The organism is Cyclobacterium xiamenense, from assembly GCF_042140265.1.
GTDB classification, from domain to species: domain Bacteria; phylum Bacteroidota; class Bacteroidia; order Cytophagales; family Cyclobacteriaceae; genus Cyclobacterium; species Cyclobacterium xiamenense_A.
Window position 1 is genome coordinate 1,648,321 of sequence record NZ_CP159481.1, and the last position, 26,336, is coordinate 1,674,656.

The window sequence follows — 26,336 nt, forward strand, 5'->3', positions numbered from 1 at the left end:
TATGAACAAAGACGATAATACCCAGTATTGGGATTTGATCATCGAGGGGAAGACATCCTTATTCGACCTAAAGTTTAACGATGTTTGGCAGTACCGGGATCTCCTGGCACTTTTGGTTAAGCGGGATTTTATTAGTTTTTACAAGCAAACGGTATTTGGACCACTATGGTTTTTTATCCAGCCATTGTTCACCATGATCGTGTATACATTCGTATTCGGAAACCTTGCCGGAATCAGTACCGATGGTCTCCCACAGCCCCTGTTTTACCTGGCAGGGATCACCGCATGGAGTTATTTTGCAGATTGTATCTCCAAAACAAGTACGGTGTTTCGCGACAATGCCAACATATTCGGTAAGGTATATTTCCCGAGGCTGATCATGCCCTTGAGTATCGTGGTGAGCAATTTGGTTCGATTTGGTGTACAATTCCTGTTGTTTTTAGCCTTGGTGGTCTATTATTACGGGGCAGGCGTGGACTTGCAGTTTTCCTGGTTCCTGTTACTGTTCCCCTTTCTACTCGTGTTGATGGCATTATTTGGATTGGGATTGGGTTTGATCATCACGGCGCTTACCACCAAATACCGGGACCTGACCTTCTTGGTTACGTTCGGCGTGCAATTGATGATGTACGGCACCACCGTGATCTACCCATTGAGCAGTGCCCCTGAAAAGTATGAGGTTTGGATTGCCGCCAATCCAATGACAGCGATCATCGAGACATTTCGATATGCCTTTCTAGGTGCAGGGAGTTTCAGCTGGAACTCCCTGGGGTATAGTAGTTTTGCCATCAGCGTGATTTTTATTCTTGGGGTGTTGATTTTCAATAAGACCGAACGAAGTTTTGTCGATACGATTTAAAAGTAAGGATGTCTAGAGCAGTTATTGAAGTTAATCAACTTTCCAAGGCCTATCAAATTGGCCAGTTCAATACCGGTACACTAAGTAAAGACCTGGAGCGATGGTGGATCACGCGGGTGCGGGGCAAGGAAGATCCCTTTCTAAAAGTCGGGGAGGTCAACCGGCGCGACAAGAGTGGGACATCCAACGTGGTTTGGAGTCTGCGAGATATTAATTTTAGCATCGGTCAGGGGGAAGCGGTAGGTATCATCGGTAAAAATGGTGCCGGGAAAAGTACGTTACTTAAGTTATTATCCCGGGTGACAGCTCCCACATTGGGAAATATAAAAGTCAAGGGGAGAATTGCCTCTTTATTGGAAGTGGGTACCGGGTTTCACCCCGAGCTTTCTGGTCGTGAAAATATTTACCTGAATGGAGCGATCCTTGGGATGCGCAAGCGGGAGATTTCCCGTAAACTAGAGGAGATCGTTGATTTTTCGGGGGTGGAGCGCTACATCGATACGCCGGTAAAGCGCTACAGTTCGGGAATGTACGTGCGTCTGGCGTTTGCGGTGGCCGCTCATTTGGAGAGCGAGATCCTGATCGTTGACGAAGTCCTGGCGGTAGGGGATGCGGACTTTCAGAAAAAGTGCCTGGGAAAAATGGGTGAGGTCAGCAAGGGCGAGGGAAGAACGATTTTGTTTGTCAGTCACAATATGACGAGTGTTAAAGCTCTATGTACCCGAGCAGTTTTACTAACCGACGGGCAGGTTACAATGAACCAAGACGTTTCATCCGTAATAACAAGCTACTTGCATAATAGAAGTTCAGTCCCCTTCGAAAGTGATTTTCTTCGTGACTCGACAATTCGACGTGGCAATGGAGAAGCGAGATTTTCAGAAATCCTTATAAACGATGGTATGGAATCTATCGATCCGACAAAAGAAATCAGAATTCAATGCACCGTGAAAGTTGAATCGGCTATTGATTCCCTTTTTTTCTCAATGATGTTGAGAGGGAGAGAAAGTTCGGAACCAATTGGTTCTTCGCGGATGATTCCGATAAGTAATACAAATCTTGAAATGGGTAAAATTGTCTCGTTCAAACTATTCGTACCAGCAGGCTTGCTCCGGACGGGGATGTATCCTGTTTATTTCTGGATCGGCAAGCCAAGGGAAATCATCGGAGAGCATTATCCGTATGATGTGGTCGATTCTCGATTTTACTTGAATTGCGTATCCAATAAGGCTGAGAGTGAACTTGGGTATGATCCTTCGCATCCGATCGGGTTTTTTACCATCGACACGAAAATAGAAAAGTTGAATATAGATCAGTATGTTGTCAAATAAGTCAGTATTAATAACCGGAGGTACAGGTTCTCTTGGGAAAGCCCTAACGGAGCACATTTTCAAAAATCACCCGGAAGTAAAGCGCCTAGTGATTTATTCCCGGGATGAGCAGAAGCAGTTTCAGATGGCTCAAGAATATCCAACTGATCAATATCCACAAATTCGTTTTTTTATTGGGGACGTTCGTGATCGGGAACGATTGACTAGAGCGATGAAGGGTATTGATTATGTGATTCATGCTGCAGCTATGAAGCATGTACCGATTGCGGAATATAATCCTGATGAATGTGTTAAAACCAATATACATGGAGCCCAAAATGTCATTGATGCTTGTTTGGCTTGTACTGTAGAACGAGTGGTTGCGCTTTCAACTGATAAAGCAGCCGCACCGGTAAATCTCTATGGCGCTACCAAACTGGCATCCGATAAGCTCTTTGTGGCGGCAAACAATATCAAAGGATGGAATCCAATCAAATTCTCTGTAGTTCGCTATGGAAATGTGATGGGTTCCAATGGCTCGGTGATTCCCTTTTTTCTTAAAAAACGGAAGGAAGGGGTTTTACCGATTACCGATCCTGAAATGACACGATTTAATATTTCTTTACAAGGTGGGGTGGACATGGTGATGCATGCATTGGAGCATGCCTGGGGAGGGGAAATTTATGTACCAAAGATACCTTCCTATCGCATTACGGATGTAGCTCAAGCCATTGCGCCGGATTGCGAGATCAAAGTGGTAGGCATTCGTCCTGGAGAAAAAGTGCATGAAGAAATGATTACCAGCTCTGATTCTTTTTACACTTGGGATCTAGGTAAATATTATACGATACTACCCTCTAGTCACCAATGGAAATTGAACGATTATATCCAGTATTTTCATGCTAAAAAGGTGGCTTTGGGTTTCCGATATAATTCTGGAGAGAATACAGAATGGGAAACGGTGGATAGTTTACGAGACTTGATTAAAGAACACGTAGAACCTGCTTTTTCAATTTAAAGTATGAATACACCCATTCCCTACGGAAGACAGCACATTACCCAAGAGGACATAGATGCAGTAGCGGAGGTACTTCGGTCCGACTATCTGACCCAAGGCCCAAAAGTCAAGGAATTTGAAGATGCCTTTTCAGCCTATGTTGGCGCGAAGTATGCGGTAGCCGTATCCAATGGCACAGCGGCCTTACATTTGAATGCGTTGGCGCTGGGCGTAAAGCCAGGAGATAAGGTTATCACCACCCCCATAACTTTTGCTGCCAGCGCCAATTGCGTGCGGTATTGTGGAGGTCAAGTCGTGTTTGCAGATATAGACCCGGATACGTATTTATTGGATATTGATTCCGTACGAAAATTATTGGAAGCTTCGCCAAAAGGGACGTACGCAGGCATTATCCCGGTGGACTTTGCAGGTAGGGCAGTTGATTTAGAGGCTTTCAGAGCTTTAGCCGATGCATTCGATTGCTGGATTATAGAGGATTCCTGCCATTCACCGGGGGGCTATTTTATAGACAGTAAAGGTAAAAAGCAGCATTGTGGGAATGGTCAGTTTGCAGACCTAGCCATCTTCTCCTTTCATCCGGTTAAGCATATTGCGGCGGGCGAAGGAGGAATGATTACCACCAACAACGAGGAACTTTACAAAAAATTGCTGATGCTTCGTTCCCACGGCATTACCCGCGATGAAAGTTTGTTTGAAAACTCAATAGAATTTGCGAGTGGAAATTTGAATTCTGAACCCCAACCTTCTAACTCTTCCTATCCTGCTTGGTATATGGAAATGCGTGCGTTGGGTTATAATTATAGAATCACTGATTTTCAAGCTGCTTTAGGTTTAAGCCAATTAAAACGGGCAGATGAGGGACTTAAGAGGCGCCAAGAAATAGCGAGTCGTTATTACCAAACATTTAAAGATCTTCCTCAAGTTACAGACCGAAATTACGAAGTAGATAAGAATCCTCAACATTCAACAGAGTATCGGCCTCAGTCCGGTCATGCGTACCATCTGTATATTTTGGAAGTAAAAAATCGATTGGGGCTTTATAATCACTTACGAGAAAATCAAATATTTGCCCAAGTGCATTACATTCCAATTCATTTAATGCCTTACTATAGGCAATTTGGTTGGAAAGAAGGCGATATGCCCATTGCGGAGACTTATTATCAAAACTGTATCAGCTTGCCAATGTACCCCACGTTGGGTTTGGAGCAACAAGCGTTTGTAATTTATATGGTAAATTCCTACTATAGATGAAAAAAATTGCCATTGTACCAGCGCGAGGAGGGAGCAAGCGTATTCCTAAAAAGAATATAAAATCATTCGCAGGCAAACCAATGATTGCACACTCAATATTGGCTGCAATGAAGTCAGAATTGTTCGATGTAGTAATGGTTTCTACGGATGACGAAGAAATTGCTAAAGTGTCGAAGCAATATGGGGCACAGATCCCATTTCTGCGAAGCGCTGAAAACTCTGATGATTTTTCAGGAACCGGTGATGTGATGCATGAGGTCTTATCTGAATATGAGCGCAAAGGCGAAGGGTTTGATATTGCTTGTTGTATTTATGCAACTGCTCCTTTGATCACTGTAACACGATTGCAAGAAGCACTGAAACTACTTGAAACAAATGATTTTGATGCTACTTTGCCATTGGGTAGGTATGCCTCACCTATATGGCGTTCTTATCATTTGACAAACAGCAATGGAATTGATTGGAACTTTCCTGATTTTGAAGCAAAAAGATCTCAAGATTTGAAACAGACTTTTTTTGACGCAGGGCAGTTTTACTGGTTTTACCCGAATAATCTAGAATATTTAGAGAATAAAAATTCTTTTGGTAAGAAAAAGGGGGGAATAATCCTTGAAGATTATGAAGTTCAAGATATAGATGAACCAACGGATTGGGATATGGCAGAACTAAAATATAAATACTTAAAATCTAGAGTACATTGAATAAAGCGATAACTCACCCGGAATTACTGCATTGTGCCGAAGCTGTAGGAGTCAGAATGACACATGAGTATATAAGTAGAGGAGATTACTTCCCTTCCGAAGCTTGGGGGTGTGAAGGTCAAATTTATCCTTCATTGACAGGTATAGCCCTGTTACGGCTATACGAGGTTACAAGAAAAAATATCTATCTAGAGGGTGTAAATAGTTTGATTAATTCCAATGTTAGAAAACAAAAGGAAAGCGGAGGTTGGGCACTTTCTCTTGGCTCTACAGGGAATGGCATTAAGTTTGAAGCCACCCCAGAAATAATTAAATTAACAGATGAAGTAGAAGATTTGCCTCCTACAGTTACAGCACTTAGGTTGTTATCAGAATATCAACAGGTAACCGGAGATTCTCGGTATTATCATGTATTAGTTAAAGGGTTTGACTATTTGAAAGGATTTTGGAATGAAGCTAATGGAGCATTTGATGAAATGTTGACAGGTGAGGCTCTGGGACTTCGCGCTAGTCCTAGGGACTATCATATTTATGCTTTTCAATGTGTTGACTCCCTGAAAGCGATATTTCCGGAGGCAAAGAAATTCGTGAAGCCATTGTACCGCGCTATTAAGTCTAATTTTGAGTTAATGACAGGAGACACCTATCCACTGCTATATGCGATGCACGCCTCTTTGATTATGCAGTATGAGGGTAATAGCGAATATGTATCTTCCGATGTGATTAAAAAAATTGAAGGGGAACTTGTATTTGATTCTCGATTTCTTATTCCGAGTACTCCGGGTGCATTAGGTCATAGAGATGGGCTGCGCGGCATTTGTTTAGACGAAGGACATCTTAGAAATTCCATTGGTGCAGCATTGGCGTTGAGTTTTTATGATAAGTATATTGAGCCTGATAAGTTCACAACAACTTCAATGTATTTGGAGATAACTTCTTGGATTCAATCAATGTATGAGGAGGGTAAATATTTTGAATTTATCGACTTCGAATCAGGCGAAAAACGTGGGGTTGGTTCACCTGGACAGTTCTTGCCCATTTTTTGGATTTTAGGTTCTTTTTAGTCCACGTAAGATGTTAGTGATAAGAAAAGCGCGAGAAGAAGATTGCAATTATTACTTTGAATTAGTAAATGATCCATTGGTAAGACAAAATTCAATTCAAAACAGTCAAATACCATGGGAAGTGCATAAAAAATGGTTTGCACAAAAACTTACTGCAACTAGCTCACTATTGTTGGTAGCTGAAATTGATAATATGTTTTTAGGCCAAGTTAGATTTGACTTCGATACATCTACGGAGGGCTGGTTTATTGATTATTCAATAGTGAAGTCTTATCGAGGAAAAGGTTATGGTAGGGCATTACTTAGAGATGCAATCGAGTACTTATGTAAACAAGTTGAGAGGGATTGTTTTATAAATGCCGTGGTGAAAAATGAAAATTTACCCTCAAAGAGGGTATTTGAAAGCCTGGGCTTTCAAATTAATAGAGAGGAATCCGGAATCATTTTTTACACTAAGTGTTGTGATTAAATTGAAAGAATTAAAGCCATCGGCTTCTATGGAATTGACAAGAATGGCAAAATCCATGAAAGATCAGGGAAAGAAAGTTTATACCTTGAGCATAGGCGATACTCATTTTAATCTACCTGCTTCATTAGCAGCTGAAATAGTAAATCTACCGGAAGCTGCAAGTCATTATGGTTCCGCACAAGGAGTGGCAAAATTGCGAGAATCAATTGCCGAAATATATGAGGATTACGCGGCTGATTCAGTAATCATAGTTCCGGGCTTAAAACAGGGCTTTTTCTATGCACTCGAAGCAATTGAGGGGAAGCGAGTTGCTGTATTGGAACCGAGTTGGCTTGGATATCAGGCTACTTGCACACTTGCAGGATGCGAATACTTGCCTGTGAATACCTATAAATCAGATTGGACTGATACATTAAAATCCATGGATTTTGACATACTAATGTTATGTTCACCCAATAATCCTGATGGAAATATTATAACAGCGAACCAAGTCGAATCACTTTACTCTATTGCTACCGAAAAAGATGCTTGGGTCATACTTGATTTGATTTATGAAAGATACACGTATATTGATATAGATATCAAAGCGCTTTTGAGACCAATCTTGGGTTATCATAAAACCATTGTTGGTAATGGCTTCAGCAAGAGTCACGCCATGACGGGATATCGAATAGGCTACCTATTGGTCAAGAATGCCAACGTAATGAGCAACATACTGAAGATTCAACAGAACTTGGCTACTTGTGCATCCTCTTTTGCTCAACACCTGTTGAGTAAGAACCACAGCCCAATAGAGATTGAGAATTTTGTCTCCTATTACCGGGAAAATCGTGAAACCGTATTAAACATTTTTCCGGAATGGAAAGTATTTGCCCCGCAAGGAGGTTTCTATTTCTTCGTAGATTTGAGTGTGTATGGAATAACTGATGCTTCTGAATTCTGTATGGACTTACTGCAGAATCATGGGATTGCCATAGTCCCGGGAGCAGCATATGGATACGGATTTGATAATTATATTCGTATTTCATTCTCCCTAGATCGAAATGGATTAGAAGAAGCCCTAGAGAACCTTAAAAATGTTTTAACAACATATCATGCCTAGACCAATTGTTGAAGTAGGAGGGTTTCCCATTGGAGGAGATGAAGCCTACATAATCGCAGATGTGGGTTCGAATCACAAACAAGACTTGACACTTGCTAAAGAATCTATTGATGCAGCTGCAGAAGCGGGCGCCAATGCCGTAAAATTCCAGTCCATTAACCTTCATGCACTTTACACCAACCCTGATAAAGAAACTGCAAGTTTCGTAAAAAGGTTAGAGTTTCCTGAAGAATGGCATGGCATTCTATCTGAGTATTGCTCCAAAAAGGGTGTTGTATTCTTCTCATCTCCTACATATATGAAGGCTGTTGATTTACTCGAAGAAATTGACGTTCCTTTGTATAAATTAGCATCTGCTCAAATTGGTACCTTTCCTCAAATAGTGGAGCGTGTAGCTGAACTCAATAAGCCAACGATCTTCTCTACAGGTATCGCCAATTATGAAGAGATTACTAAGGCCGTGCGAATTTTTGAGCAGTCAGGAAACAACAATTACATAATTTTGCACTGTAATAGTATATATCCGGCACCGGCTTCTAGAGTGAATATGCCATTAATGGATACCTATAAGTCTATGTTTGAATGCCCGGTCGGATTTTCAGATCATACAAATGGTATTCATATTCCGGTCGCTGCCGTTGCTCGAGGTGCAAAGGTTATCGAAAAACACTTTACGCTCGATAAGACCTTCGATACGCCAGATAGTACCTCATTTGCAGCAGATCCAGCAGAGTTTGCAGCACTTGTATATCAAATTCGAGAAGTTGAACAAGCTCTAATGAAGAGATCACCTCGACTAGAGATTCAGAAAGAGGAAAAGAGCTTTAAGAACTCCATTCTCTACAGAGCTAAACTCAAGCGAGATATCAAATCCGGTGAAGAAGTTAAGTATGAAGATCTCGACTATTCTCGATTTACTGAAGGGATTGACTGCAGAGAGGTCTTTGAGAAGAGAGATTTTGGAATTGCAAAAATTGATCTAAAGGCAGGTACTATTTTGAAGCATGAATATCTTGCAAAGAACTGACCCGTGAGTAAATTATTGATCATAGGAGCTGGGTGGGAACAAGAATCGTTAATTCTTGAAGCAAAACGTCTAGGACATTTCGTAGTTGCAACCCATCCTCAACTCAATACGACAGGATTAAGTCATGCAGACGTATTCTTTGTGAAGGATAGTCTCGACATTGCATCACATATGCAAATAGCGAAAACCTATAATGTTGATGGTATTGTTACGGACAATTGTGACTTTTCCCTTTACACTGCAGCAGTTCTTTCGAAGGCGCTTGGTATCAAGTTTAATAGCATTCAATCGGCCCTTTATTCTAACAATAAGTTTGAACAGAGAGAAGCATGCAGTGCGAAAGGCATTATGCAGCCTGAATATAATCGAGTTCGCACATTCGAAGAATTAGAAACGGCATCTAATAACCTAGGTTACCCGCTAATTATAAAACCTGTCGATAGTAGAGGTACATTCGGTGTGACAATTGTGAATTCAGAAGAGAACTTGTCTTCTGCATTTTATGATGCACTTTGCAATTCAGCCTCCCACACTGTCATCTGCGAAAGATTCATAGAAGGCACCTTGGTTACGGTTGATGGATTTGTGTTCAAAAATGGTCATCATGCCTTGGCTGTTGCTTCGAGGTCTTTTCAGGAAGGTATTAAACCTGTAACGAAGGAAATCATTTATCCTGCTAGGTTTAATAATGACCTAAATGTTCGCTTAATGCAAAATCACGATAGGGTGGTAAGTGCGCTAGGATATTCGCAAGGCCATACTCATGGTGAGTACATCGTTACGAAAGACCAAGGGATTTATCTAGTTGAGTGTACTAACAGAGGAGGTGGCGTATATACGTCGTCAACCATTGTGCCTAGCTTAACCGGTATCAATCTAAATGAGATATTAATTAATCAATCTCTTGACAGGGACATGTTTGAAGTTGAGGGGAAAGGGCCAGAATTGATGCAGAATTCTGCGATTTTGACCTTTTTAGATTTTGAGGTTGGCAAAGTGATCAAAAGTATTAATACTGAGGAGGTAAGCGCTCTAGAATACGTCCTGAAGTATCGCACAATCTTCAGTGAAAATGATATGATTGAATCCATCGAGAATTGTGCCTCTCGTCATTCTATGCTTGCGATTCGTGGCGAGAATGTAGACGAAAGCTTGAATAATCTCGAGAATTTCAAATCAGCTCTCAACGTTCAATATTTTAAGCTATGATAAATATTATTGAAAATACGCTGCGTGATGGATCATATGTAATTGATTTTCAGTTCACGAAAGATCAAACTCAAAAGGTCGTGTCAGAGTTAGACCAAATGGGTTTCGAGTATATTGAAGTTGGTCACGGACTTGGACTAGGTGCATATAACAATCCAAAGTGTGGTTTCTCAGCTGAGAATGACGAAGTTTACATTCAAACAGCACGTGAAGCTGCTACAAACGCAAAAATTGTAAGTTTCTTCATTCCTGGAATCGGTTCAATAGAGGATATTAGAATTGCTAAGTCAAATGGATTAGATTTCATCCGATGTGGTATTAATATTAATGATTTTAGAAATTTGAAGCCATATGCAGAAGAAGCTAAGAAACAAAGTTTGACACTAGCAATTAATTTAATGAAGAGCTATGCAGTCAAGTCATACGAATTCAGTCAGATAGTTCAAGAAATTGATAGTTGGCAACTCGCTGATGTCATCTACCTTGTAGATTCTGCAGGATGCATGTTTCCAAATGAGGTTGCGGAATATATTGATCGCACCCGTCAAAATATTTCCACGCCACTTGGATTCCACGGCCACAATAACTTGTCAATGGGAATAGCCAACTCGATTCAGGCACTGCAATCAGGCGCTACATATATAGATACATGTGTTCGAGGGATGGGAAGATCTGCAGGTAATGCACAAACAGAGATCTTCATCTGGGCACTTAAGAAACTAGGTATTGATGTCGGCATTGACTTATACGATCTCTATCAGTTTGCGGATAATACATTAGTGCCGATGATGGATCGACCACAGGGATTAACTTCTGAGGAGATTCACATTGGGGTTTCAAAATTTCATACTTCTTACATGAGTATGGTTGAACAGTCAGCGGCAAAGTACAATGTTCCCAAGAAGCGGCTTATTAAAGCAGCCTCTGATGTTAATTGCTTGAATCCATCGCAAGAGCTATTTGCTGATGTGGCCCAAATGATTTCAAAATCTACTAATAAATGAAAGATTTAAAATCACTTCCGATTTATGATTTCAATATCCACTTGCCTATGGGTAATGATGGACTGGATAAACGTCATGAAGAGGATATGAAGATGGAGGTTGGTGATATAAAAGAAGCACTAGGTTTCTATGCGGATGATTTGACCATAGTGAAATCTGCAAATTACATGCTCTTTAATCAACATATCACTGAAAGTGAACACTTTAAGGCTGAATTTCAAGAGCTACGCGATAGTTCAATAGTGGACGACTCATCAATTTTTACATTGTTGTTAGACTTCAGACATCCGAATGTTCGCCAGCATATGAATGATGCTAACGGGCTGGGTATAAAAGGAATAAAGTTTCATTCCTACCTTCAGAAGATTAAAGAAGAGGATTTTGCTGTTATTGTGGAGTTGTGCCGATATGCAGAGAATCTGGGAATGTTCATTTTTATTGACGCTAGCTACGGGACTATAAACTTGTATAAGTATGACAATTTAAGCTTGGCAACAGAGGTGGCGGCAGAAATCAATAAGTCACCAATAATTCTTCTTCATAGTGGAGGAGCTCGAGTAATTGAAGCAATGCTAATCGCGGATATGCAAGAAAACATCTACTTAGAAACATCATTGACCCTGCCTTTCTATGATGGCTCAAATCTTTGGAAAGATCTTGCCTATACCTATCGAAAACTCAATTGTGACCGCATACTTTATGCAACAGATTTTCCGTATATCACACTTGATCGTTCATTAGAAGCCCACACAAAATTCTTTACAGAATTCAATTTCAGTTCTGAAGAAATAGATAAAATCATGTTTCAAAATGCAGGGCGTCTAATACAATCTCTCTGAAATAGATGTTCAGACTGAAGATTCTCACTGAAGCAGGCAAAGGCATAGGGTTTGGTCATCTTACCAGGTGTACTGCCCTTCGTAATGAACTTGTACGACAGGGGCATTTAGTGGATTTCATTGTTTATTTAAAAGATTTCAAAATTGAGAATCCCGATTTCACAAAATCAGACTGGTTGTCAATTTCACCTGAAGAGCTGGTGACAAGTTCAGAGGTTGTCATTATTGATTCCTACTTAGTTACAAAAGAATGGCTTAGAGATGCATCTGAATCTAATAGTTTGCTTGTTCAGCTTGACGATTACAATAGGATAGAATATCCAGTTGATTTAATTATAAACCCGAATGTCTTTGCAGATGAAATCAATTATTCGAATCAAACCGCCAAATACATAGGAGGTCCAGAATTTGTAATCATTAGAGCGCCTTTCCGTAATGTGATCGAAGAGATTAAGGAAACCAATAGTCCAAGGTTGTTTATTACTATGGGGGGGAGTGATTACAGGAACATGTTACCTAAATTAGCTAGGTGGGCACTAGACCATAAGACCTATGATATCAGACTTGTTGCTCCTGAAGGAACGAATATTAGTTTGCCTAGAATTGATGTGCTTCCGCTTTTGAGTGCAGAAGAAATGGCTGAAGAAATGAAAAGAGCAGATGTAGTAATTTCAGCGTGTGGACAAACATTACATGAACTTGCAGCGCTGAAGAAACCAACAATAGGTATTTGTTTAGATAAAGATCAGGTTCCCAACCACAAGTTTTATAATGGTGTAGGCTTTATCCGTGGAAACTTGTTCTGGAATCAAGACGATTTAAAGCAACAAGTAGAAAGTGAACTTACTAGACTTTTAAACACCGATGAAAGAAAAAAAGCAGCTTGCAGCTTTGAGGGAATAAACCCCAATGGTGTTGGTAATATTGCCGAGACTATTCTCAATAGCTTATGATTAAACTTCATGATAAAAGAGTTCTTGTCGTGGTAGCCCACCCTGATGACGAAGTCCTGGGTCTCGGAGGAACAATGCATCGTCTAATCAACAACTACGGCTGTAAAGTTAGAGCTGTAATCTTGGGTGAGGGTATCACATCCCGATCAGATAATCGGGATACCGAAAAATGGAAGCATGAACTAGAAATACACCGTAGTAATATCGAAGCAGCAAGAAAATCCATAGGCTACGAATCTGTTGGTATCTATGATTTTCCGGATAATCGATTTGATACAGTAGCCTTATTGGATATTATAAAAGTGATTGAAAAAGAGAAGCGAGAATTCGAACCCGAAGTAATCTTCACCCACCACGGAGGAGATGTAAATATTGATCACCAAAGGACTTTTGAAGCGATAATCACTGCATGTCGTCCAATGGAGCAGGAAAAGGTCAAAACGATCATAACCTTTGAAACCCTGTCTGGAACGGAATGGCGCTCGCCAAGTGACCCGCGACATTTTTTACCGAATCTTTTCATGGAGATAGAAGAGGAAGATTTAAAAGCAAAGATTAATGCTATGGAGGCTTATGAGTTTGAGAAGCGCTCCTATCCGCATCCACGTTCACCCGAGGCTTTAAAAATACGTGCCCAAATGTGGGGGATAGCCAACGGTATTCTGTATGCGGAGGCATTTCAGCTAGTTCGAACGATTCACGTATTTTAAATCTTTCGTCATTGGGCTTTACAGTTTACCAAATTATCTTGTAAATAAGCTTAATATGTGGATGCTTTTAAATAGTTATTAGGCTAAAAGTTTTATATAGCGCAGAATATTTGAAGAATTCCTTTAGTGTTGTTGTATGAAGGTGTTATTGCCTTTTTATTATTATGAGTTATTTCGTCTTAGTAAATTGAGAATATCAGGTTTCGCTTTATACACAACTGCTACTTAAGTAATGTATAAATTATTAAATATGTGTTTACGTAAGGAGATTTTGTCAACCTATTTTTTTGAAAACTTTTCATGAAGGGGATTGATAGAATACTTACGAAATATCCATCATTAAAAAGTGTCGCTTTTTTTCATTCGCATATTTTATGGCCCAGTCATTTTGAGACTGAATTAGAACTAATGGAAAAGTTCCAGGACAAAGGTATAGCTGGTGTTAATTTTGTCTGCAATGATGTACTCAAATCCTGTGACCTAAACGCTACAAGCGAGATTGATACTTGTTCTAAATGTATACAAATTAGGAGGAAAGGATTACGTCTTGCTCAAAGTTCTTTTAAATCTATTCCTGTTAAATTTAAAGTTCATGCGTTTTATTTTCCTAAGGGTATATCAGTAGATGAATTCAAGTCTACACACTACAAAAACTTTGATGTAGGATATGCAGTATTATCGACAATTGTATCTAGGTACAGGGATCCATATATTACAATCGGTAAGTACCGAAGTGAAATAGAGGTACTAGTTAAAAACGCTATTGGGCTGTACGAATTTTTTGTAGAACAACTAACACTTATTCAACCAGATTTGGTTGTTTTGTTTAATGGTCGTTATGCCTATACGCGCGCCCTTTTGCGGGCTTGTGAAGTAGTCGGGATAAAGTATTTCACTCATGAACGAGGAGCAAACCAAACCAAATACATGTTGTTTGAAAACACCCTTCCTCATGACCTGGCGTACTTTGAAAAATGTATGAAAACAAGTTGGGAGGGCGGGATACACCCTGTTAGTGAGAAAATTGAAATTGCGAAGAGGTTTTATGAAAATAGGAGAATGGGCAAATCTCAGAGCTGGTTTTCGTTTACTGAAAATCAAATCCCCGATTTACTACCGGTGGAGTGGAATGCCAATGATTACAATGTTGTTTTCTTTTTGTCATCGGAAGATGAATTTATCGCAATTGGAGATCAATGGGTATCACCTTTGTTTACTACCCAGTTAGACGGTTTGGAGTACATTTTTTCGAAGCAAGCGGATATAGAAAATTTTAAATACTACATTCGTATACATCCAAATTCCAGGAGCGCTGTTGAATTTGTAAAAAAGGTGTCCCAGCTAGAATCGGATCAAATACGAATAATTTTGCCTGAGTCCCCAATAAGCACCTACCAATTATTGTTTAATGCTAACAAAGTAGTCACATTTGGTTCTACAGTAGGGATAGAAGCAGCTTTTTGGGGTATCCCTTCGATTAATCTGGGAGTTTCCTTTTATAAGCAGTTGAATGTAACATACAATCCAGCCAGCAGGGAAAATGTTATTCCAATGCTTACTGACCGGAAACTACCGCCCAAGAACAAGTCGGGAACGTACAGGTATGCCTATCACCTGAGCACCTTCGGTTATCAATTTGAGATCTACTATCCTGAATCATTGATGTCAGGTAGGTATAGGGGTTATAATTTGCAAGCTATTCCAAGACTTTCACAAATAGCTTTTGCAAATCATATTAAACGGCCGGTTTTCATAAATAGATTGTTAACGAAGGCAGAAGTAAAACTTCGATATTATTTGCACCTAAGACGAACATTTGGAAGATGATCGATAAACCGTATTTTTCTGTAATGATACCTACCTATAATTGCGCAAAGTACCTGAGAAAGACGCTTCGTTCGGTACTGCAGCAGGATTTGGGGATTGATTTAATGCAGATTGAGGTGATCGATGACTGCTCGTCAGACAGTGTCGCCGAAGTGGTCCAGGAAATCGGAGGGGACAGGGTTGGTTTTTATAGGCAAAGGGAGAATGTTGGGCATGTTCGAAATTTTGAGACTGCATTGAATCGGGCGAGGGGGAAAGTGGTTCATTTGTTACATGGAGACGATTTCGTACTGCCTGGATTTTATACGTCTATGATGCAGGCCTACGAAAGCTTTCCCGATATTGGCGCCTGTTATTGCCGGCATTTTTTTGTAGACGAGTTAAATGACATCCTAGGTATTTCTCGAAAGGAAGCCAATCAAGATACCGTGCTTTATGAGTATCACAAGAGTCTATTGCAGGGACAGCGCATACAAACGCCATCCATTACCGTTAAGAGAGAGGTATTTGAGAAATTGGGTGGATTTAATGCCCAGTTGGCCTGGACAGAGGATTGGGAGATGTGGGTGCGGATATGTAAACACTATCCCATGGGTTATATCAAGAATCCATTGGCCGCTTATCGAATTCATCAAGTCTCAAGTACAGGTGCAAAAGCCCTTACGGGAGAAAATGTGCGGGATTTATTTCGTCTGAAGCAAGTTTTTTTAGACTCGATTGTGGAACCGGCAGAAAGGCCTGCTTTTGAGCGATCCTTCCGGCGTGTGATTTTCAAGGTAGCAGAAAGTAACTACCTGGAATGCAAGAAGCTTGGCAACCCGAACGCTATAAAGCATTTACGGACGATGGGCAGGTACTCGGAAACAAGGGTTAGAGGCCTGTTCTATTTTCTGAAATACCTGTTGCTTAGCTTTGGATATTAGTGTGGTAATTTGCTGTTACAACAGCGCTTCCCGTATAGGGGACACCTTGGAACATTTGGCCCGGCAGAAATTGGGCACATTTGCTTACGAGTTGGTACTGGTAGATAATAATTGCTCCGATGACACCGCTTCTGTAGCTGAGAAAAAATGGCAGGGATTAGGCAGCCCTTATCCGTTGATCCTTGTTCAGGAATCGAAACCCGGGCTCTCACACGCCCGAAAAACAGGAGTGGGAGCGGCTTCGGGAGCGTTTATTGTGTTTTGCGACGATGACAATTGGCTTTCTCCGGGGTATTTGCATGAAGTAGTTACCCTCTTTCAAACGTACCCGCAAGTCGGGGCACTTGGGGGATACGGATCGGCCTGTAGTGATGCTGCGTTTCCAGACTGGTTTTCCGCATTCCAACACGGATATGCGGTAGGGAAACCTGATTTGGATACTGGATTCCTGCCTTCGGGGAATTACCTCACAGGTGCGGGTATGGCGGTTCGCCGGGAACTATTCCTGCGGCTGTTTGATCGACAAGATTCCTTGCTGACCGACCGCGCCGGTAAGGAACTGTCTTCCGGGGGCGATACAGAGATTTGCCTGCGTGTCTTACTTTCTGGCTACTCGCTCTACTATTCGAGTGACTTGCACTTCAGGCATTTTATACCAAAAAGCAGGCTGCGTCCAGAGTACCGGGATCGGTTATTTCAGGGGTTCACATCGGGTGCCTCACAAATAAACGCCTACGAATTGCTCTGGCAGCTGAAGCGGGCAAGTCTCCCTTCGAAGGTAGCTGCACTATTGAAAGCAAGTTTACGATTGCCTTTTTCTCGGTTGGGTCTGGTTTCGCGCTGGGATGTGCGGCGGGACGCAGCAGTCCTTTTTGCCCTGACAGGCTGTTTTTCCCGATGGGCAGATCCCGCTGTGACTCAGATATGTAATGGCATGACGATTCAACTATGGTGAAAATTAAATTTGTTGATTTTTGGAGAGATTTCGATCCCGAGGACAATTATTTTATTCACTTTTTTCGAAGGCATTTCGAGGTGGAATTATCCGAAGATCCGGATCTGGTGGTATTTTCTGTCTACGGGTACGAGCACTTGACTTATCAGGATCGCATTACCCTCTGCTATACCGGAGAAAACGTATTGCCTGATTTTAACCGCGCCGATTATGCACTCGGGTTTCATTACCTGGAATATCCCGGCCGATACATGCGGTTTCCTTTGTATGTCATGTACCCGGGATTCGAAAGACTGGCTTTTACAGGGCCTATCCCGGATGCCGGTAGATTACTGGATCGTAACTTCTGCAATTTTGTTTATTCCAATGCCAGCAACGCCGATCCCACGCGAACGGAATTTTTCAGAAGACTATCTGCGTATAAAAGAATAGATGCCGGGGGAATGCACCTAAATAATTTGGGATACCGGGTTTCTGATAAACAGGAATTTATTAAAAATTATAAGTTCACGATTGCCTTTGAAAATAGCTCCAGTGCGGGCTACACCACAGAAAAGCTCATGGAGCCGATGGTAGTAAATAGTTTGCCCATCTATTACGGGAATCCGCTCGTCGATCAGGATTTCAATGCGGAGTCCTTTATTTGGATGAAGGATGGTCAGGAGGTGGACCGGGTTATTGAGGAAATCATATCCCTGGATCGAAGTGAGGATCACTACTTGGACAAAATGAGCAAAAATTGGTTTACTCCCGAACAGGCCGCGGTAAATTGGGAGGAGCGTCTGCTCGCCTTCGTTCGTCCCATTTTTATCAATTTGGTCAAACAAAATCCTTCCCATGGTTTTCTTTTGCATCAAAACGAGACATTGACGTGCATGCGGGGTCTGTATGAAAAGCGTATGGGGTTGAATAGAAAGAAGCGATTGATAAAAAAAATAATTTCGTTTGGAAAATATTGAGGTAACCGTTGGTGTGGTCACCTACAATTCGGCTGATTTTGTAGAAGAGACATTGGAGAGCGTTGTAAACCAGCACCATCCATTGATTCATTTGGTAGTCTCAGACGATGGATCCACGGATGGGACCCTGGGAGTTATCGATCGATGGATCTGCCTGGATCGTGTGAGGTCGCGTTTTCTTTCCATTAACGTCCTGACGGTTCCCGGGAATACGGGAGTGTCCGCCAACTGCAACAGGGTCATTACCGCGTCCAAAACGGATTGGATCAAGTTTATTGCGGGAGATGATGTGCTACTTCCCAATTGCCTGGTCGATAACCTGGCATATGTTCGCGATAATTCGACTGCTCGCGTGGTATTTAGTCAGGTCAAGGTGTATCGGGATACCTTTGGGCCGACCGACTTTGTCCGAACGACTCCTGAAAACTTTCCGAACAACCTGTTTCATCCAGGCTACACGGCCCGGACTCAATTCGAAATTTTGCTGGAATCGGATCGAATTCATTTTACTCCTTCGTATTTTTTCAATAAAGGGATTCACCAGGAGGTTGGGGGGTACGACTCCGAAAATAAATTGGTAGAAGATTATCCCATGTGGTTAAAACTGACCCAAGCTGGAATTCGCCTGTATTACTTTCACCTGCCGACCGTCGGCTACCGGGTCCACCGGCAGGCAACCAACAATACCGGGGAGGTACTTTTCAAGCCTTCGGTGATTAATTCCTTTCCGGTACGAGCGAAATATGCCCATCCGCATTTGCCCTGGACACAAGTAAAGCAGGAGGGCTGGGCCTATCGCGTGAGTAAACATTTTATTGCACAAAACTGGATGGATCCCAATCGGCGGAATCGTTTTTTATACAGATTTGGCACCGTATTTATCAATCCATTTTTTTGGATGAATGTGTTTCGTAAACGGTTATTCCATGGGAGGTAAAGAGCTGAGCCTAAGCATTATTATCCCCATGTACAACGTAGCCCCCTATGTGGAGCGGTGTTTGCGAAGCCTCGCGAACCAGGATATTCCGAATGAGGAGTACGAAATCATTTGTGTAAACGACGGCTCACCGGATCGGTGTAGGGAAATTGTGGAGGAGTTGCAACGGGAAATCTCCAACATTGTGCTGCTCGATCAGGAAAATCAGGGGGTATCCGTGGCGCGAAACAAGGCGATGGCCCGGGCAAGGGGACGCTACTTGCTGCCCATCGATCCGGACGATTACCTGGTGCCCAACTGTTTGAAGCAGGCGTTGGAGCAGGCAGACCGGAATTCTCTGGACGTACTATATTGTGCGTTTGAGATTTTTGATAACCACGATCGACCCATTTGGCGGACCGATTATGCGCACCTGAATCGGCGCATAGATAATGGGTGCCGGGGCTATTTTGCGGTGAGAGGTCCCAAAGTCAAAGATCCGGATCGGTCCTGGGCAATCTTATACAAAGCAGAACTATTGAGGAAGTTTCAAATCGATTATCCGAGGAAGGTTCCTTATTTAGAAGATGGCCTGTTTCTCGGCAAAGTGTTTTCCGTAGCGAGTCGGGTAGGGTATTCCGATGCCGATTTTTATCAGCGAACCACCCGGCCTGGAAGCGCCACAAATTCGAAATTGTTTTACACGGAGCAGGCGGCAACTGGTTTTTTAAACGCATTGCAGGACTTAGCGTCCCATAGATCTAACTTTATTCGTGAGGTATCGGCAAAGCGGTTGTTAAATCATATTAAAGCAAAGTTTCTATTTCTGTTATTAATACCATTGATACATGCTGGAAAGAAGAAACAGTATTTACAAGTGATCGATCTAATCAGGTTAAAACAAGATCATGAGCTATCAATAGATGGAGTGAGTGGTTATTATAGATTTATAGGATCATTGTATAAAATGAGTCCAATCCTATTTTGGTATCTGTATAAGCCGGTTTCTAAGTTGGGAAAAATGATTTATTAGGTATCTCGAATTTATCTCTAAACCGATTCGTTTTGTTTTGGAAAATTGGTTAATCAGTAAAATTAAATTAAGCTGTTACTAGCATAAAATCACCTGTCAAGCTAGCAAAATTAGCAATAGGTAAGGGCTCCTAGAGCTTGTGTGTCAACTATATATTATTCGCAATTGCATCGCATTTGTTTAGTCATTGGTAAACTATGTACGAGATACAAACAAGAGAATTTAAAATACAATCAGATAAATCACATTCTATTTTTGACGATTTTAAACGGCATGGTTTTTTCATCAATCATAGTTGCCTGAGTGGAAGATGTGGCAATTGTAAAGCGAAAGTAATTAAGGGCGAAAGTCAGCTTGTCGTTCCGGAAATTGGGTTGACTGAAATCGAAAGGGAGCATAAATTTATCTTGACCTGCGTTCGAAGGGCTACTTCCGATATGATACTTGATTTGGATGTACTAAAAGATGTAACCTTAGAGCAAGTTAGAACTGTTCCGACGAAAATCTCTACCTCGACCAAGCTATCCGAGCATGTCATCAAATTAGTAATAAGACTTCCCCCTGGAGTAGATTTTAAATTTCTTCCCGGCCAATACGTAAATTTTATTCGTGGCAGTATCAAAAGAAGTTATTCAATTGGTGGTGTCGAGGGAGACAATAAGCTGGTTTTTTATATAAAAAGATATCTTAAGGGAGTTATGTCGAAGTATTTATTTGAAGAGGCCAAGGAAAATGATTTGCTCCGGATTGAAGGTCCCTTGGGTAGTTTCTTTCTGAGAAGGGATAGTCTACGTACAATTTTATTCCTTGCCGTTGGGACTGGGATTGCTCCTATTCTTGCTATTTTAAAAAGCCCTCTTAACAGAGAATTGTTACGTGATAGAACTGTTTTTCTTTTTCAGGGAGGAAGGGTAGAATCCGACTTGATAGGGTTGAATTATTTTCGAAGTAGTACCATTCATTACTACCCTACTTTATCGAGGGTTCGGCGGGATGGTTTTTACTTTGGTCACATTCAAAAAACCCTTTTAGATCAGGACATCGACTTAAGTCAATCCACGGTATATGCCTGTGGGTCGACGGAAATGATTGAGGATTCAAAGTCGATTCTTTTTAAGAGGGGGTTAAAACCGAATCAGTTTCACGCTGATGCCTTTGTGGAATCAAACTAATTAACCAATGAAAGCTGTGATTTTGGCCGGTGGCCTGGGAACTCGCCTGAGTGAGGAAACGCATTTGAAACCGAAACCTATGGTAGAAATCGGGGGTAAGCCTATTCTATGGCATATAATGAAGATATATTCTTCGCATGGGGTAAATGAATTCATTGTTTGCTGTGGCTACAAGGGATACGTCATCAAGGAGTATTTTGCCAATTATTTTTTACATCAAAGTGACGTCACTTTTGACATGGAGAAAAACACCATGGTGGTGCATCGAAAACGAGCTGAGCCATGGATTGTCACGTTGGTGGACACAGGAGATGAGACCATGACTGGCGGAAGACTAAAGCGGGTGGCTGGCTATTTTCAAAATGAAGAAGCATTTTGTCTAACCTATGGAGATGGGGTAAGCAATGTTGACATTACGAAAAGTATAGCGTTTCATCGAAGCCATGGAAAAATGGCAACGCTAACAGCTACCTTTCCACCGGGCAGGTTTGGCGCTATTGATATTGTAGAGGGTCGGGTTTGTAGTTTTAAAGAGAAGCCTCTGGGTGACGGTGCGCGAATAAATGGAGGTTTTTTTGTTCTTTCACCGCGGGTGATTGATCGAATATCGGGAGACTTGTCAATTTGGGAACAGGAGCCGTTGATTGGGCTGGCCAAGGATGGAGAGTTGATGGCATTCACACATGAGGGATTTTGGTTACCCATGGACACGCTTAGAGATAAAGAAAAGTTGGAGGAATTGTGGCAGTCAGGGAATGCGCCGTGGAAAATATGGGAGTCATGAGGCGGGTTAATACAGACTTCTGGAAGAACAAGAAAGTGTTTATAACCGGTCATACGGGATTTAAAGGAAGTTGGATGGCACTGTGGCTTCAAGAGATGGGGGCGCATGTAAAAGGGTATTCCCTTGCACCACCTACTGTACCCTCCCTTTTTACAGCCGCAGGAGTTGGCGAAAATATGATTTCGGAAACTGGAGATATCAGGAATCTAGAGCAGCTTACGAAGAGTATGAGGCAATTTGAACCTGAAATAGTAATACATCTGGCGGCGCAGCCACTGGTCAGACTGTCTTACGAATCGCCGATTGACACCTATGATGTGAATGTATTGGGTACAGCTAAGGTACTGGAAGCCGCTCGAACTTGCCTGTATCTCAAGGCACTGGTAATAGTGACTACAGACAAGTGCTACGAGAATAATGAATGGGCTTGGGGCTACCGCGAAAATGAAAAGATGGGCGGGTTCGACCCGTATAGTAGCAGTAAGGGATGTGCGGAACTGATCGCATCTGCCTACAGGAGATCTTATTTTAGTGAACCTGGCGGGGCTTCAGTTGCAACGGCCAGAGCAGGAAATGTAATTGGCGGGGGTGATTGGGCAAAGGATCGGTTGATGCCGGATATATTATCTGCTTTTGAGAAGAATAGACCTGTTGTTATCCGGAACCCGATGGCTACGCGACCTTGGCAACATGTCTTAGAACCGCTATCGGGCTATTTGATTCTCGCCGAAGATTTGTATGTAAGGGGCTCCGAAGTCGCTGAGGCTTGGAATTTTGGGCCAGACGATGATGATTGCAAGCCGGTTTCATGGGTATTGGATCAGATGATTCGCTTTTGGGGAGATGGGGCTTCTTGGTGTTACGATGACGAGCCCAATCCACATGAAGCAGTTTTATTAAAGCTGGACTGTTCAAAGGCGAAGCATTACTTACAATGGGAACCAAGGTGGCATGTCGACGAAGCGTTAAGAAGAACTGTCTCTTGGTACAAGGTTTTTATGAGAAAAGGAAATGTCAGGAAATGTACATTCGATGAAATTCATGAGTATAACGCGTAAAAGTAAAGAATGACTAGCTTAGAGAATATAAGAAATCAAATTCAGGAACTGGTGGAAATATACGCTGGTATCAAATACAAGGATAGTACGCCCATTCCAGGAGTTTCCGTAATTCCCCCGTCAGGCAAAGTATTGGATAGCAGGGAGATTGCTAATATGGTAGATGCTTCGCTAGATGGCTGGCTTACAGCAGGAAGGTTTAACGCCGCATTTGAGCAAAAACTAGCAAATTTTTTAGAGGTCCCCTTTGTTTTATCAGTAAATTCTGGTTCCTCTGCCAATTTGGTGGCATTTTCTACCTTGACCTCTTCACGGCTTGGGGAGAGAGCGATTAAAAAGGGAGACGAGGTGATAACGGTCGCCGCGGGGTTCCCTACTACAGTAAATCCCTGCGTTCAATTCGGAGCTATACCGGTTTTTGTTGACGTTGATAGCCACACACATAACATTAATGCAGATTTAATAGAACGCGCCATCAGCCCCAAGACCAAGGCTGTCATGTTGGCTCACACATTGGGGAATCCTTTTAATCTCGATAAAGTAACCTGGATATGTAAAAAATATAATTTATGGCTGATTGAGGATACATGTGATGCTCTGGGAGCAACGTACAATGGTCAAAAAGTAGGGACGTTCGGTGATGTAGGCACCTTGAGTTTTTACCCGGCGCATCATATAACCATGGGTGAAGGCGGAGCGGTTTTTATGAGAGATCCGCAATTAAAAACGATTGCAGAATCGTTCAGAGATTGGGGGCGGGATTGTTACTGTGCACCAGGAAAGGATAATACCTGCGGCTGTCGATTTACTCAGCAGCATGGTAACTTGCCATTCGGATACGATCACAAATATGTTTACAGCCATGCGGGATATAATCTAAAAATCACGGATATGCAGGCAGCCTGTGGTCTCGCTCAGCTCGACAAACTAGAAGGATTTATTGAAAAAAGAAGACGTAACTTTGAATACCTAAAAAATAGGCTTTTATCATTGAGTGAATTCATAGAGGTTGCAGTCCCGACGGATAACAGTATTCCCAGTTGGTTTGGCTTTCCGATTACATTGAAAGAAAGTGCCGGTGTGCAGCGGGTAGATTTACTACGCTATTTGGATCAAAATAAAATTGGCAGTAGGCTACTTTTCGCGGGTAATTTATTGAGTCAGCCTTATTTCAAAGATATCACACACAGGGTGGTTGGTTCGCTGGAAAACACTGAAAGGACCATGAAAAATACATTTTGGCTTGGAATATACCCTGCCTTACATGAGGAGCATTTTGAGTACATGGCTCTAAAGTTAGAAGAGTTTTTTGGTCTGAATTTCTGATGACTATATTTTTAACAGGAGGAACTGGATTTATCGGCAGGAATTGGATCAGGCAATTTTTGAAAACCTTTTCTGATCACTCGTTAATCGTGTTTGTGAGAAATCAAAAATATTTTGGGTCTGATTTCGCATCGGATAAGCGGGTACGGTTTTCTTATGCTGAATCGCTAGATAAGGTTGACCCATCGGATTTGAAAGAAGTAGATGTTGTTTTGCATTTGGCAGCGCATGCTATACAGTATCCGTATGATACATTAGAAAGCTGTATGGAAAATAATGCTTATCGGCCGTTGGCTTTTTTTAAGAAAGCCTGCGACGCAGGCGTGAAGAAGTTTGTTGTGACCGGAAGTTATTTTGAATACGGGCATACGGCAAAATTCACAACTAAGGTTAGAGTAGATGCTCCCCTTTTACCTTCAAACAATTACTCAATCTCTAAAGCTGCTTCGTTCAGTGCTTTCCTGGATTTTGCACTGAAAAATAAGGTTATACTACATTACCACAGGTTATTTCAAGTGTACGGTGAGGGTGAGTCTGCACATCGATTTTATCCGTCGCTCGTGGCAGCTGCAAGGGCAGGTAGAGACTTCAGGATGACTGACGGAAACCAAGTCAGGGATTTTGTCAGCGTGGAGTCAGTTACACACCATCTTTTACACTCAACATTAGAAAAAATGTTGGATGACAAGTACTGCGCATACATATCAAATCTAGGCAGTGGGTACGGAAAAAGGCTTTCCGATTTTGCCTTGGAAAAGTGGCAGTCCCTGAACGCGAAAGGGAAATTGCTTATCGGTGCGTTGGAAAGCCGGCCAGATGAGATGGATGGAATTTTTGCTGACTTGGATTTTAAAATGATTTTATAAAAATATGAATTTTTCAGTTTGTATACCCACCTATAATAGAGCTTCTTATCTAAAATTGGCAATTGATACGGTTATTACTCAATTAGGTGATAATGACGAATTGGTAATACAAGATAACTGCTCTCAGGATAACACTGAAAGCGTTGTACGTAGCTATTTACGAGATAGTCGGATAAAGTACTTTAGGAATTCAGAGAACCTCGGTCTTATTGGTAACTTTCGCGAATTGGTGAATAATGCTTCAAAAGAGTATGTTTACCTATTGACTGATGATGACTATCTATTGCCTAATGCAATGTTTTTATGCCGGGAGTTTGCGATAAATTCGAAAGCAAAGGCATTTAAGTCTTCGTATTTTATTTATAATGAAAAATCAAATACTGGCAAACTAAATAAGTATTTTAATTTATCTCTTTATCCTGATGACTTGAATCATGAGCAGATAGCGAGGATTTACCAAACCGCACATACATTCACAGGGTTATGTTTTAGCAGAAGTTTGTTTGATTACGATTTTTTTGTGAAATACGGCAATGTATGGTATCCGAGCATGTTACTTACAGGACTTGCAAAAAGTGAACTAGGTTATTTGGATAAGCCGACAAACGTTCATGTTTGGGAAAACGATACCTTTTGGGGAATAGATCCGAATCGAAGAGATATTCTGAATGATTCACAAATAGATGTACTTCTTTTTTTATGGGAAAATAACTATATCGATCGGGAATTGTTTCCTGTAATGGTCAAACACCATTGTTTAACTAACCACAATGCGGACAATGCCAGATTGCATGCCTACGTAAGTTTAAAGTTGCGTCTGAAAATAAGAATACAAATCTGGAAAAGGGAATTTTTAGATTATATGGTAGGGGTCGCTTCAAAAATCCTCAAATAAAAGGTAATCTAATAGAACCAAGAATTTTTTGTGTGCTGTTTGGGTAATAAATTCTGTACCTCGGTAATGGATCAAGCTGATGTTTGCGTGATTTTTGGTAGGGGGCATT

26 protein-coding genes are annotated in these 26,336 nt (G+C 41.5%); all 26 read left to right on the top strand.

The genetic code is table 11. The annotated features are described in order from the left end of the window. The first annotated feature begins 1 nt into the window (after position 1). The 26 genes from ABWH99_RS07080 (at position 2) to ABWH99_RS07205 (ending at position 26,227) form a co-directional block, all read left to right on the top strand. The gene (locus tag ABWH99_RS07080; protein WP_375585588.1) at positions 2–859 is read left to right on the top strand and encodes an ABC transporter permease; all 858 of its coding nucleotides are present in this window, start codon (positions 2–4) and stop codon (positions 857–859) included. A gap of 8 nt (positions 860–867) precedes the next feature. Beyond that, positions 868–2,187, top strand: coding sequence for an ABC transporter ATP-binding protein (locus ABWH99_RS07085; protein WP_375585589.1), 1,320 nt, complete (start codon positions 868–870; stop codon positions 2,185–2,187). Continuing rightward, positions 2,174–3,184 carry a UDP-N-acetylglucosamine 4,6-dehydratase (inverting) gene (pseB, locus tag ABWH99_RS07090; RefSeq protein WP_375585590.1) on the top strand — a complete coding sequence of 337 codons (1,011 nt, stop codon included), beginning with the start codon at positions 2,174–2,176 and terminating at the stop codon, positions 3,182–3,184. The genes ABWH99_RS07085 and pseB overlap by 14 nt, the downstream gene beginning before the upstream one ends. A 3-nt stretch (positions 3,185–3,187) precedes the next feature. Then, positions 3,188–4,435, top strand: coding sequence for a UDP-4-amino-4,6-dideoxy-N-acetyl-beta-L-altrosamine transaminase (gene pseC / locus ABWH99_RS07095; protein ID WP_375585591.1), 1,248 nt, complete (start codon positions 3,188–3,190; stop codon positions 4,433–4,435). Further along, positions 4,432–5,136 carry a pseudaminic acid cytidylyltransferase gene (pseF, locus tag ABWH99_RS07100; protein WP_375585592.1) on the top strand — a complete coding sequence of 235 codons (705 nt, stop codon included), beginning with the start codon at positions 4,432–4,434 and terminating at the stop codon, positions 5,134–5,136. The genes pseC and pseF overlap by 4 nt, the downstream gene beginning before the upstream one ends. Further along, positions 5,133–6,200 carry a hypothetical protein gene (locus ABWH99_RS07105; protein WP_375585593.1) on the top strand — a complete coding sequence of 356 codons (1,068 nt, stop codon included), beginning with the start codon at positions 5,133–5,135 and terminating at the stop codon, positions 6,198–6,200. Before pseF ends, ABWH99_RS07105 begins: the two co-directional genes overlap by 4 nt. 10 nt (positions 6,201–6,210) lie before the next feature. Beyond that, on the top strand, positions 6,211–6,669 hold the full coding sequence (locus tag ABWH99_RS07110) for a GNAT family N-acetyltransferase (RefSeq protein WP_375585594.1): 459 nt from the start codon (positions 6,211–6,213) through the stop codon (positions 6,667–6,669). Then, a complete protein-coding gene (locus tag ABWH99_RS07115) occupies positions 6,662–7,771 on the top strand; it encodes a pyridoxal phosphate-dependent aminotransferase (RefSeq protein ID WP_375585595.1) in 1,110 nt (369 codons plus the stop codon). Before ABWH99_RS07110 ends, ABWH99_RS07115 begins: the two co-directional genes overlap by 8 nt. Next, a complete protein-coding gene (locus tag ABWH99_RS07120; RefSeq protein ID WP_375585596.1) occupies positions 7,764–8,798 on the top strand; it encodes an N-acetylneuraminate synthase family protein in 1,035 nt (344 codons plus the stop codon). Before ABWH99_RS07115 ends, ABWH99_RS07120 begins: the two co-directional genes overlap by 8 nt. A gap of 3 nt (positions 8,799–8,801) precedes the next feature. Continuing rightward, positions 8,802–10,007, top strand: coding sequence for an acetyl-CoA carboxylase biotin carboxylase subunit family protein (locus ABWH99_RS07125; protein WP_375585597.1), 1,206 nt, complete (start codon positions 8,802–8,804; stop codon positions 10,005–10,007). Beyond that, positions 10,004–11,011 (top strand): hypothetical protein, encoded by a 1,008-nt coding sequence (locus tag ABWH99_RS07130; RefSeq protein WP_375585598.1) that lies wholly within the window; start codon positions 10,004–10,006, stop codon positions 11,009–11,011. The genes ABWH99_RS07125 and ABWH99_RS07130 overlap by 4 nt, the downstream gene beginning before the upstream one ends. Further along, the gene (locus tag ABWH99_RS07135; protein ID WP_375585599.1) at positions 11,008–11,850 is read left to right on the top strand and encodes an amidohydrolase family protein; all 843 of its coding nucleotides are present in this window, start codon (positions 11,008–11,010) and stop codon (positions 11,848–11,850) included. The genes ABWH99_RS07130 and ABWH99_RS07135 overlap by 4 nt, the downstream gene beginning before the upstream one ends. A gap of 5 nt (positions 11,851–11,855) precedes the next feature. Beyond that, complete coding sequence (locus ABWH99_RS07140; protein ID WP_375585600.1) at positions 11,856–12,803, top strand: glycosyltransferase; 948 nt, start codon at positions 11,856–11,858, stop codon at positions 12,801–12,803. Then, a complete protein-coding gene (locus ABWH99_RS07145) occupies positions 12,800–13,513 on the top strand; it encodes a PIG-L deacetylase family protein (RefSeq protein ID WP_375585601.1) in 714 nt (237 codons plus the stop codon). The genes ABWH99_RS07140 and ABWH99_RS07145 overlap by 4 nt, the downstream gene beginning before the upstream one ends. 300 nt (positions 13,514–13,813) lie before the next feature. Continuing rightward, positions 13,814–15,340 carry a hypothetical protein gene (locus tag ABWH99_RS07150; protein WP_375585602.1) on the top strand — a complete coding sequence of 509 codons (1,527 nt, stop codon included), beginning with the start codon at positions 13,814–13,816 and terminating at the stop codon, positions 15,338–15,340. Then, on the top strand, positions 15,337–16,263 hold the full coding sequence (locus tag ABWH99_RS07155; RefSeq protein ID WP_375585603.1) for a glycosyltransferase: 927 nt from the start codon (positions 15,337–15,339) through the stop codon (positions 16,261–16,263). Before ABWH99_RS07150 ends, ABWH99_RS07155 begins: the two co-directional genes overlap by 4 nt. Position 16,264: 1 nt before the next feature. Continuing rightward, on the top strand, positions 16,265–17,218 hold the full coding sequence (locus tag ABWH99_RS07160) for a glycosyltransferase (protein ID WP_375586554.1): 954 nt from the start codon (positions 16,265–16,267) through the stop codon (positions 17,216–17,218). Next, complete coding sequence (locus ABWH99_RS07165) at positions 17,212–18,177, top strand: glycosyltransferase family 10 domain-containing protein (protein WP_375585604.1); 966 nt, start codon at positions 17,212–17,214, stop codon at positions 18,175–18,177. Before ABWH99_RS07160 ends, ABWH99_RS07165 begins: the two co-directional genes overlap by 7 nt. Next, a complete protein-coding gene (locus tag ABWH99_RS07170; RefSeq protein WP_375585605.1) occupies positions 18,164–19,114 on the top strand; it encodes a glycosyltransferase in 951 nt (316 codons plus the stop codon). Before ABWH99_RS07165 ends, ABWH99_RS07170 begins: the two co-directional genes overlap by 14 nt. After that, a complete protein-coding gene (locus ABWH99_RS07175) occupies positions 19,104–20,126 on the top strand; it encodes a glycosyltransferase family 2 protein (protein WP_375585606.1) in 1,023 nt (340 codons plus the stop codon). Before ABWH99_RS07170 ends, ABWH99_RS07175 begins: the two co-directional genes overlap by 11 nt. Positions 20,127–20,323: 197 nt before the next feature. Further along, positions 20,324–21,298, top strand: coding sequence for an FAD-binding oxidoreductase (locus ABWH99_RS07180; RefSeq protein ID WP_375585607.1), 975 nt, complete (start codon positions 20,324–20,326; stop codon positions 21,296–21,298). Between the two features lie 7 nt (positions 21,299–21,305). Beyond that, entirely contained in the window at positions 21,306–22,082 is a 777-nt protein-coding gene (rfbF, locus tag ABWH99_RS07185; RefSeq protein WP_375585608.1) for a glucose-1-phosphate cytidylyltransferase, read from the top strand. Further along, positions 22,040–23,140, top strand: a complete 1,101-nt coding sequence (gene rfbG, locus ABWH99_RS07190; RefSeq protein WP_375585609.1) for a CDP-glucose 4,6-dehydratase — start codon at positions 22,040–22,042, stop codon at positions 23,138–23,140. The genes rfbF and rfbG overlap by 43 nt, the downstream gene beginning before the upstream one ends. 9 nt (positions 23,141–23,149) lie before the next feature. Beyond that, a complete protein-coding gene (gene rfbH, locus ABWH99_RS07195; RefSeq protein ID WP_375585610.1) occupies positions 23,150–24,466 on the top strand; it encodes a lipopolysaccharide biosynthesis protein RfbH in 1,317 nt (438 codons plus the stop codon). Continuing rightward, positions 24,466–25,332 (top strand): NAD-dependent epimerase/dehydratase family protein, encoded by an 867-nt coding sequence (locus ABWH99_RS07200; RefSeq protein WP_375585611.1) that lies wholly within the window; start codon positions 24,466–24,468, stop codon positions 25,330–25,332. Before rfbH ends, ABWH99_RS07200 begins: the two co-directional genes overlap by 1 nt. Before the next feature lie 4 nt (positions 25,333–25,336). Continuing rightward, positions 25,337–26,227: a glycosyltransferase family 2 protein gene (locus ABWH99_RS07205; protein WP_375585612.1), complete on the top strand. Its 891-nt coding sequence runs from the start codon at positions 25,337–25,339 to the stop codon at positions 26,225–26,227. Positions 26,228–26,336 lie beyond the last annotated feature (109 nt).

Excerpts from the sequence above, each read along its gene's own strand:
- ABWH99_RS07080 (WP_375585588.1), top strand. The coding sequence starts at position 2 with ATGAACAAAGACGATAATACCCAGTATTGGGATTTGATCATCGAGGGG.
- ABWH99_RS07085 (WP_375585589.1), top strand. The coding sequence starts at position 868 with ATGTCTAGAGCAGTTATTGAAGTTAATCAACTTTCCAAGGCCTATCAA.
- pseB (WP_375585590.1), top strand. The coding sequence starts at position 2,174 with ATGTTGTCAAATAAGTCAGTATTAATAACCGGAGGTACAGGTTCTCTT.
- pseC (WP_375585591.1), top strand. The coding sequence starts at position 3,188 with ATGAATACACCCATTCCCTACGGAAGACAGCACATTACCCAAGAGGAC.
- pseF (WP_375585592.1), top strand. The coding sequence starts at position 4,432 with ATGAAAAAAATTGCCATTGTACCAGCGCGAGGAGGGAGCAAGCGTATT.
- ABWH99_RS07110 (WP_375585594.1), top strand. The coding sequence starts at position 6,211 with ATGTTAGTGATAAGAAAAGCGCGAGAAGAAGATTGCAATTATTACTTT.
- ABWH99_RS07120 (WP_375585596.1), top strand. The coding sequence starts at position 7,764 with ATGCCTAGACCAATTGTTGAAGTAGGAGGGTTTCCCATTGGAGGAGAT.
- ABWH99_RS07130 (WP_375585598.1), top strand. The coding sequence starts at position 10,004 with ATGATAAATATTATTGAAAATACGCTGCGTGATGGATCATATGTAATT.
- ABWH99_RS07135 (WP_375585599.1), top strand. The coding sequence starts at position 11,008 with ATGAAAGATTTAAAATCACTTCCGATTTATGATTTCAATATCCACTTG.
- ABWH99_RS07140 (WP_375585600.1), top strand. The coding sequence starts at position 11,856 with ATGTTCAGACTGAAGATTCTCACTGAAGCAGGCAAAGGCATAGGGTTT.
- ABWH99_RS07145 (WP_375585601.1), top strand. The coding sequence starts at position 12,800 with ATGATTAAACTTCATGATAAAAGAGTTCTTGTCGTGGTAGCCCACCCT.
- ABWH99_RS07150 (WP_375585602.1), top strand. The coding sequence starts at position 13,814 with ATGAAGGGGATTGATAGAATACTTACGAAATATCCATCATTAAAAAGT.
- ABWH99_RS07155 (WP_375585603.1), top strand. The coding sequence starts at position 15,337 with ATGATCGATAAACCGTATTTTTCTGTAATGATACCTACCTATAATTGC.
- ABWH99_RS07165 (WP_375585604.1), top strand. The coding sequence starts at position 17,212 with ATGGTGAAAATTAAATTTGTTGATTTTTGGAGAGATTTCGATCCCGAG.
- ABWH99_RS07175 (WP_375585606.1), top strand. The coding sequence starts at position 19,104 with ATGGGAGGTAAAGAGCTGAGCCTAAGCATTATTATCCCCATGTACAAC.
- ABWH99_RS07180 (WP_375585607.1), top strand. The coding sequence starts at position 20,324 with ATGTACGAGATACAAACAAGAGAATTTAAAATACAATCAGATAAATCA.
- rfbF (WP_375585608.1), top strand. The coding sequence starts at position 21,306 with ATGAAAGCTGTGATTTTGGCCGGTGGCCTGGGAACTCGCCTGAGTGAG.
- rfbH (WP_375585610.1), top strand. The coding sequence starts at position 23,150 with ATGACTAGCTTAGAGAATATAAGAAATCAAATTCAGGAACTGGTGGAA.
- ABWH99_RS07200 (WP_375585611.1), top strand. The coding sequence starts at position 24,466 with ATGACTATATTTTTAACAGGAGGAACTGGATTTATCGGCAGGAATTGG.
- ABWH99_RS07205 (WP_375585612.1), top strand. The coding sequence starts at position 25,337 with ATGAATTTTTCAGTTTGTATACCCACCTATAATAGAGCTTCTTATCTA.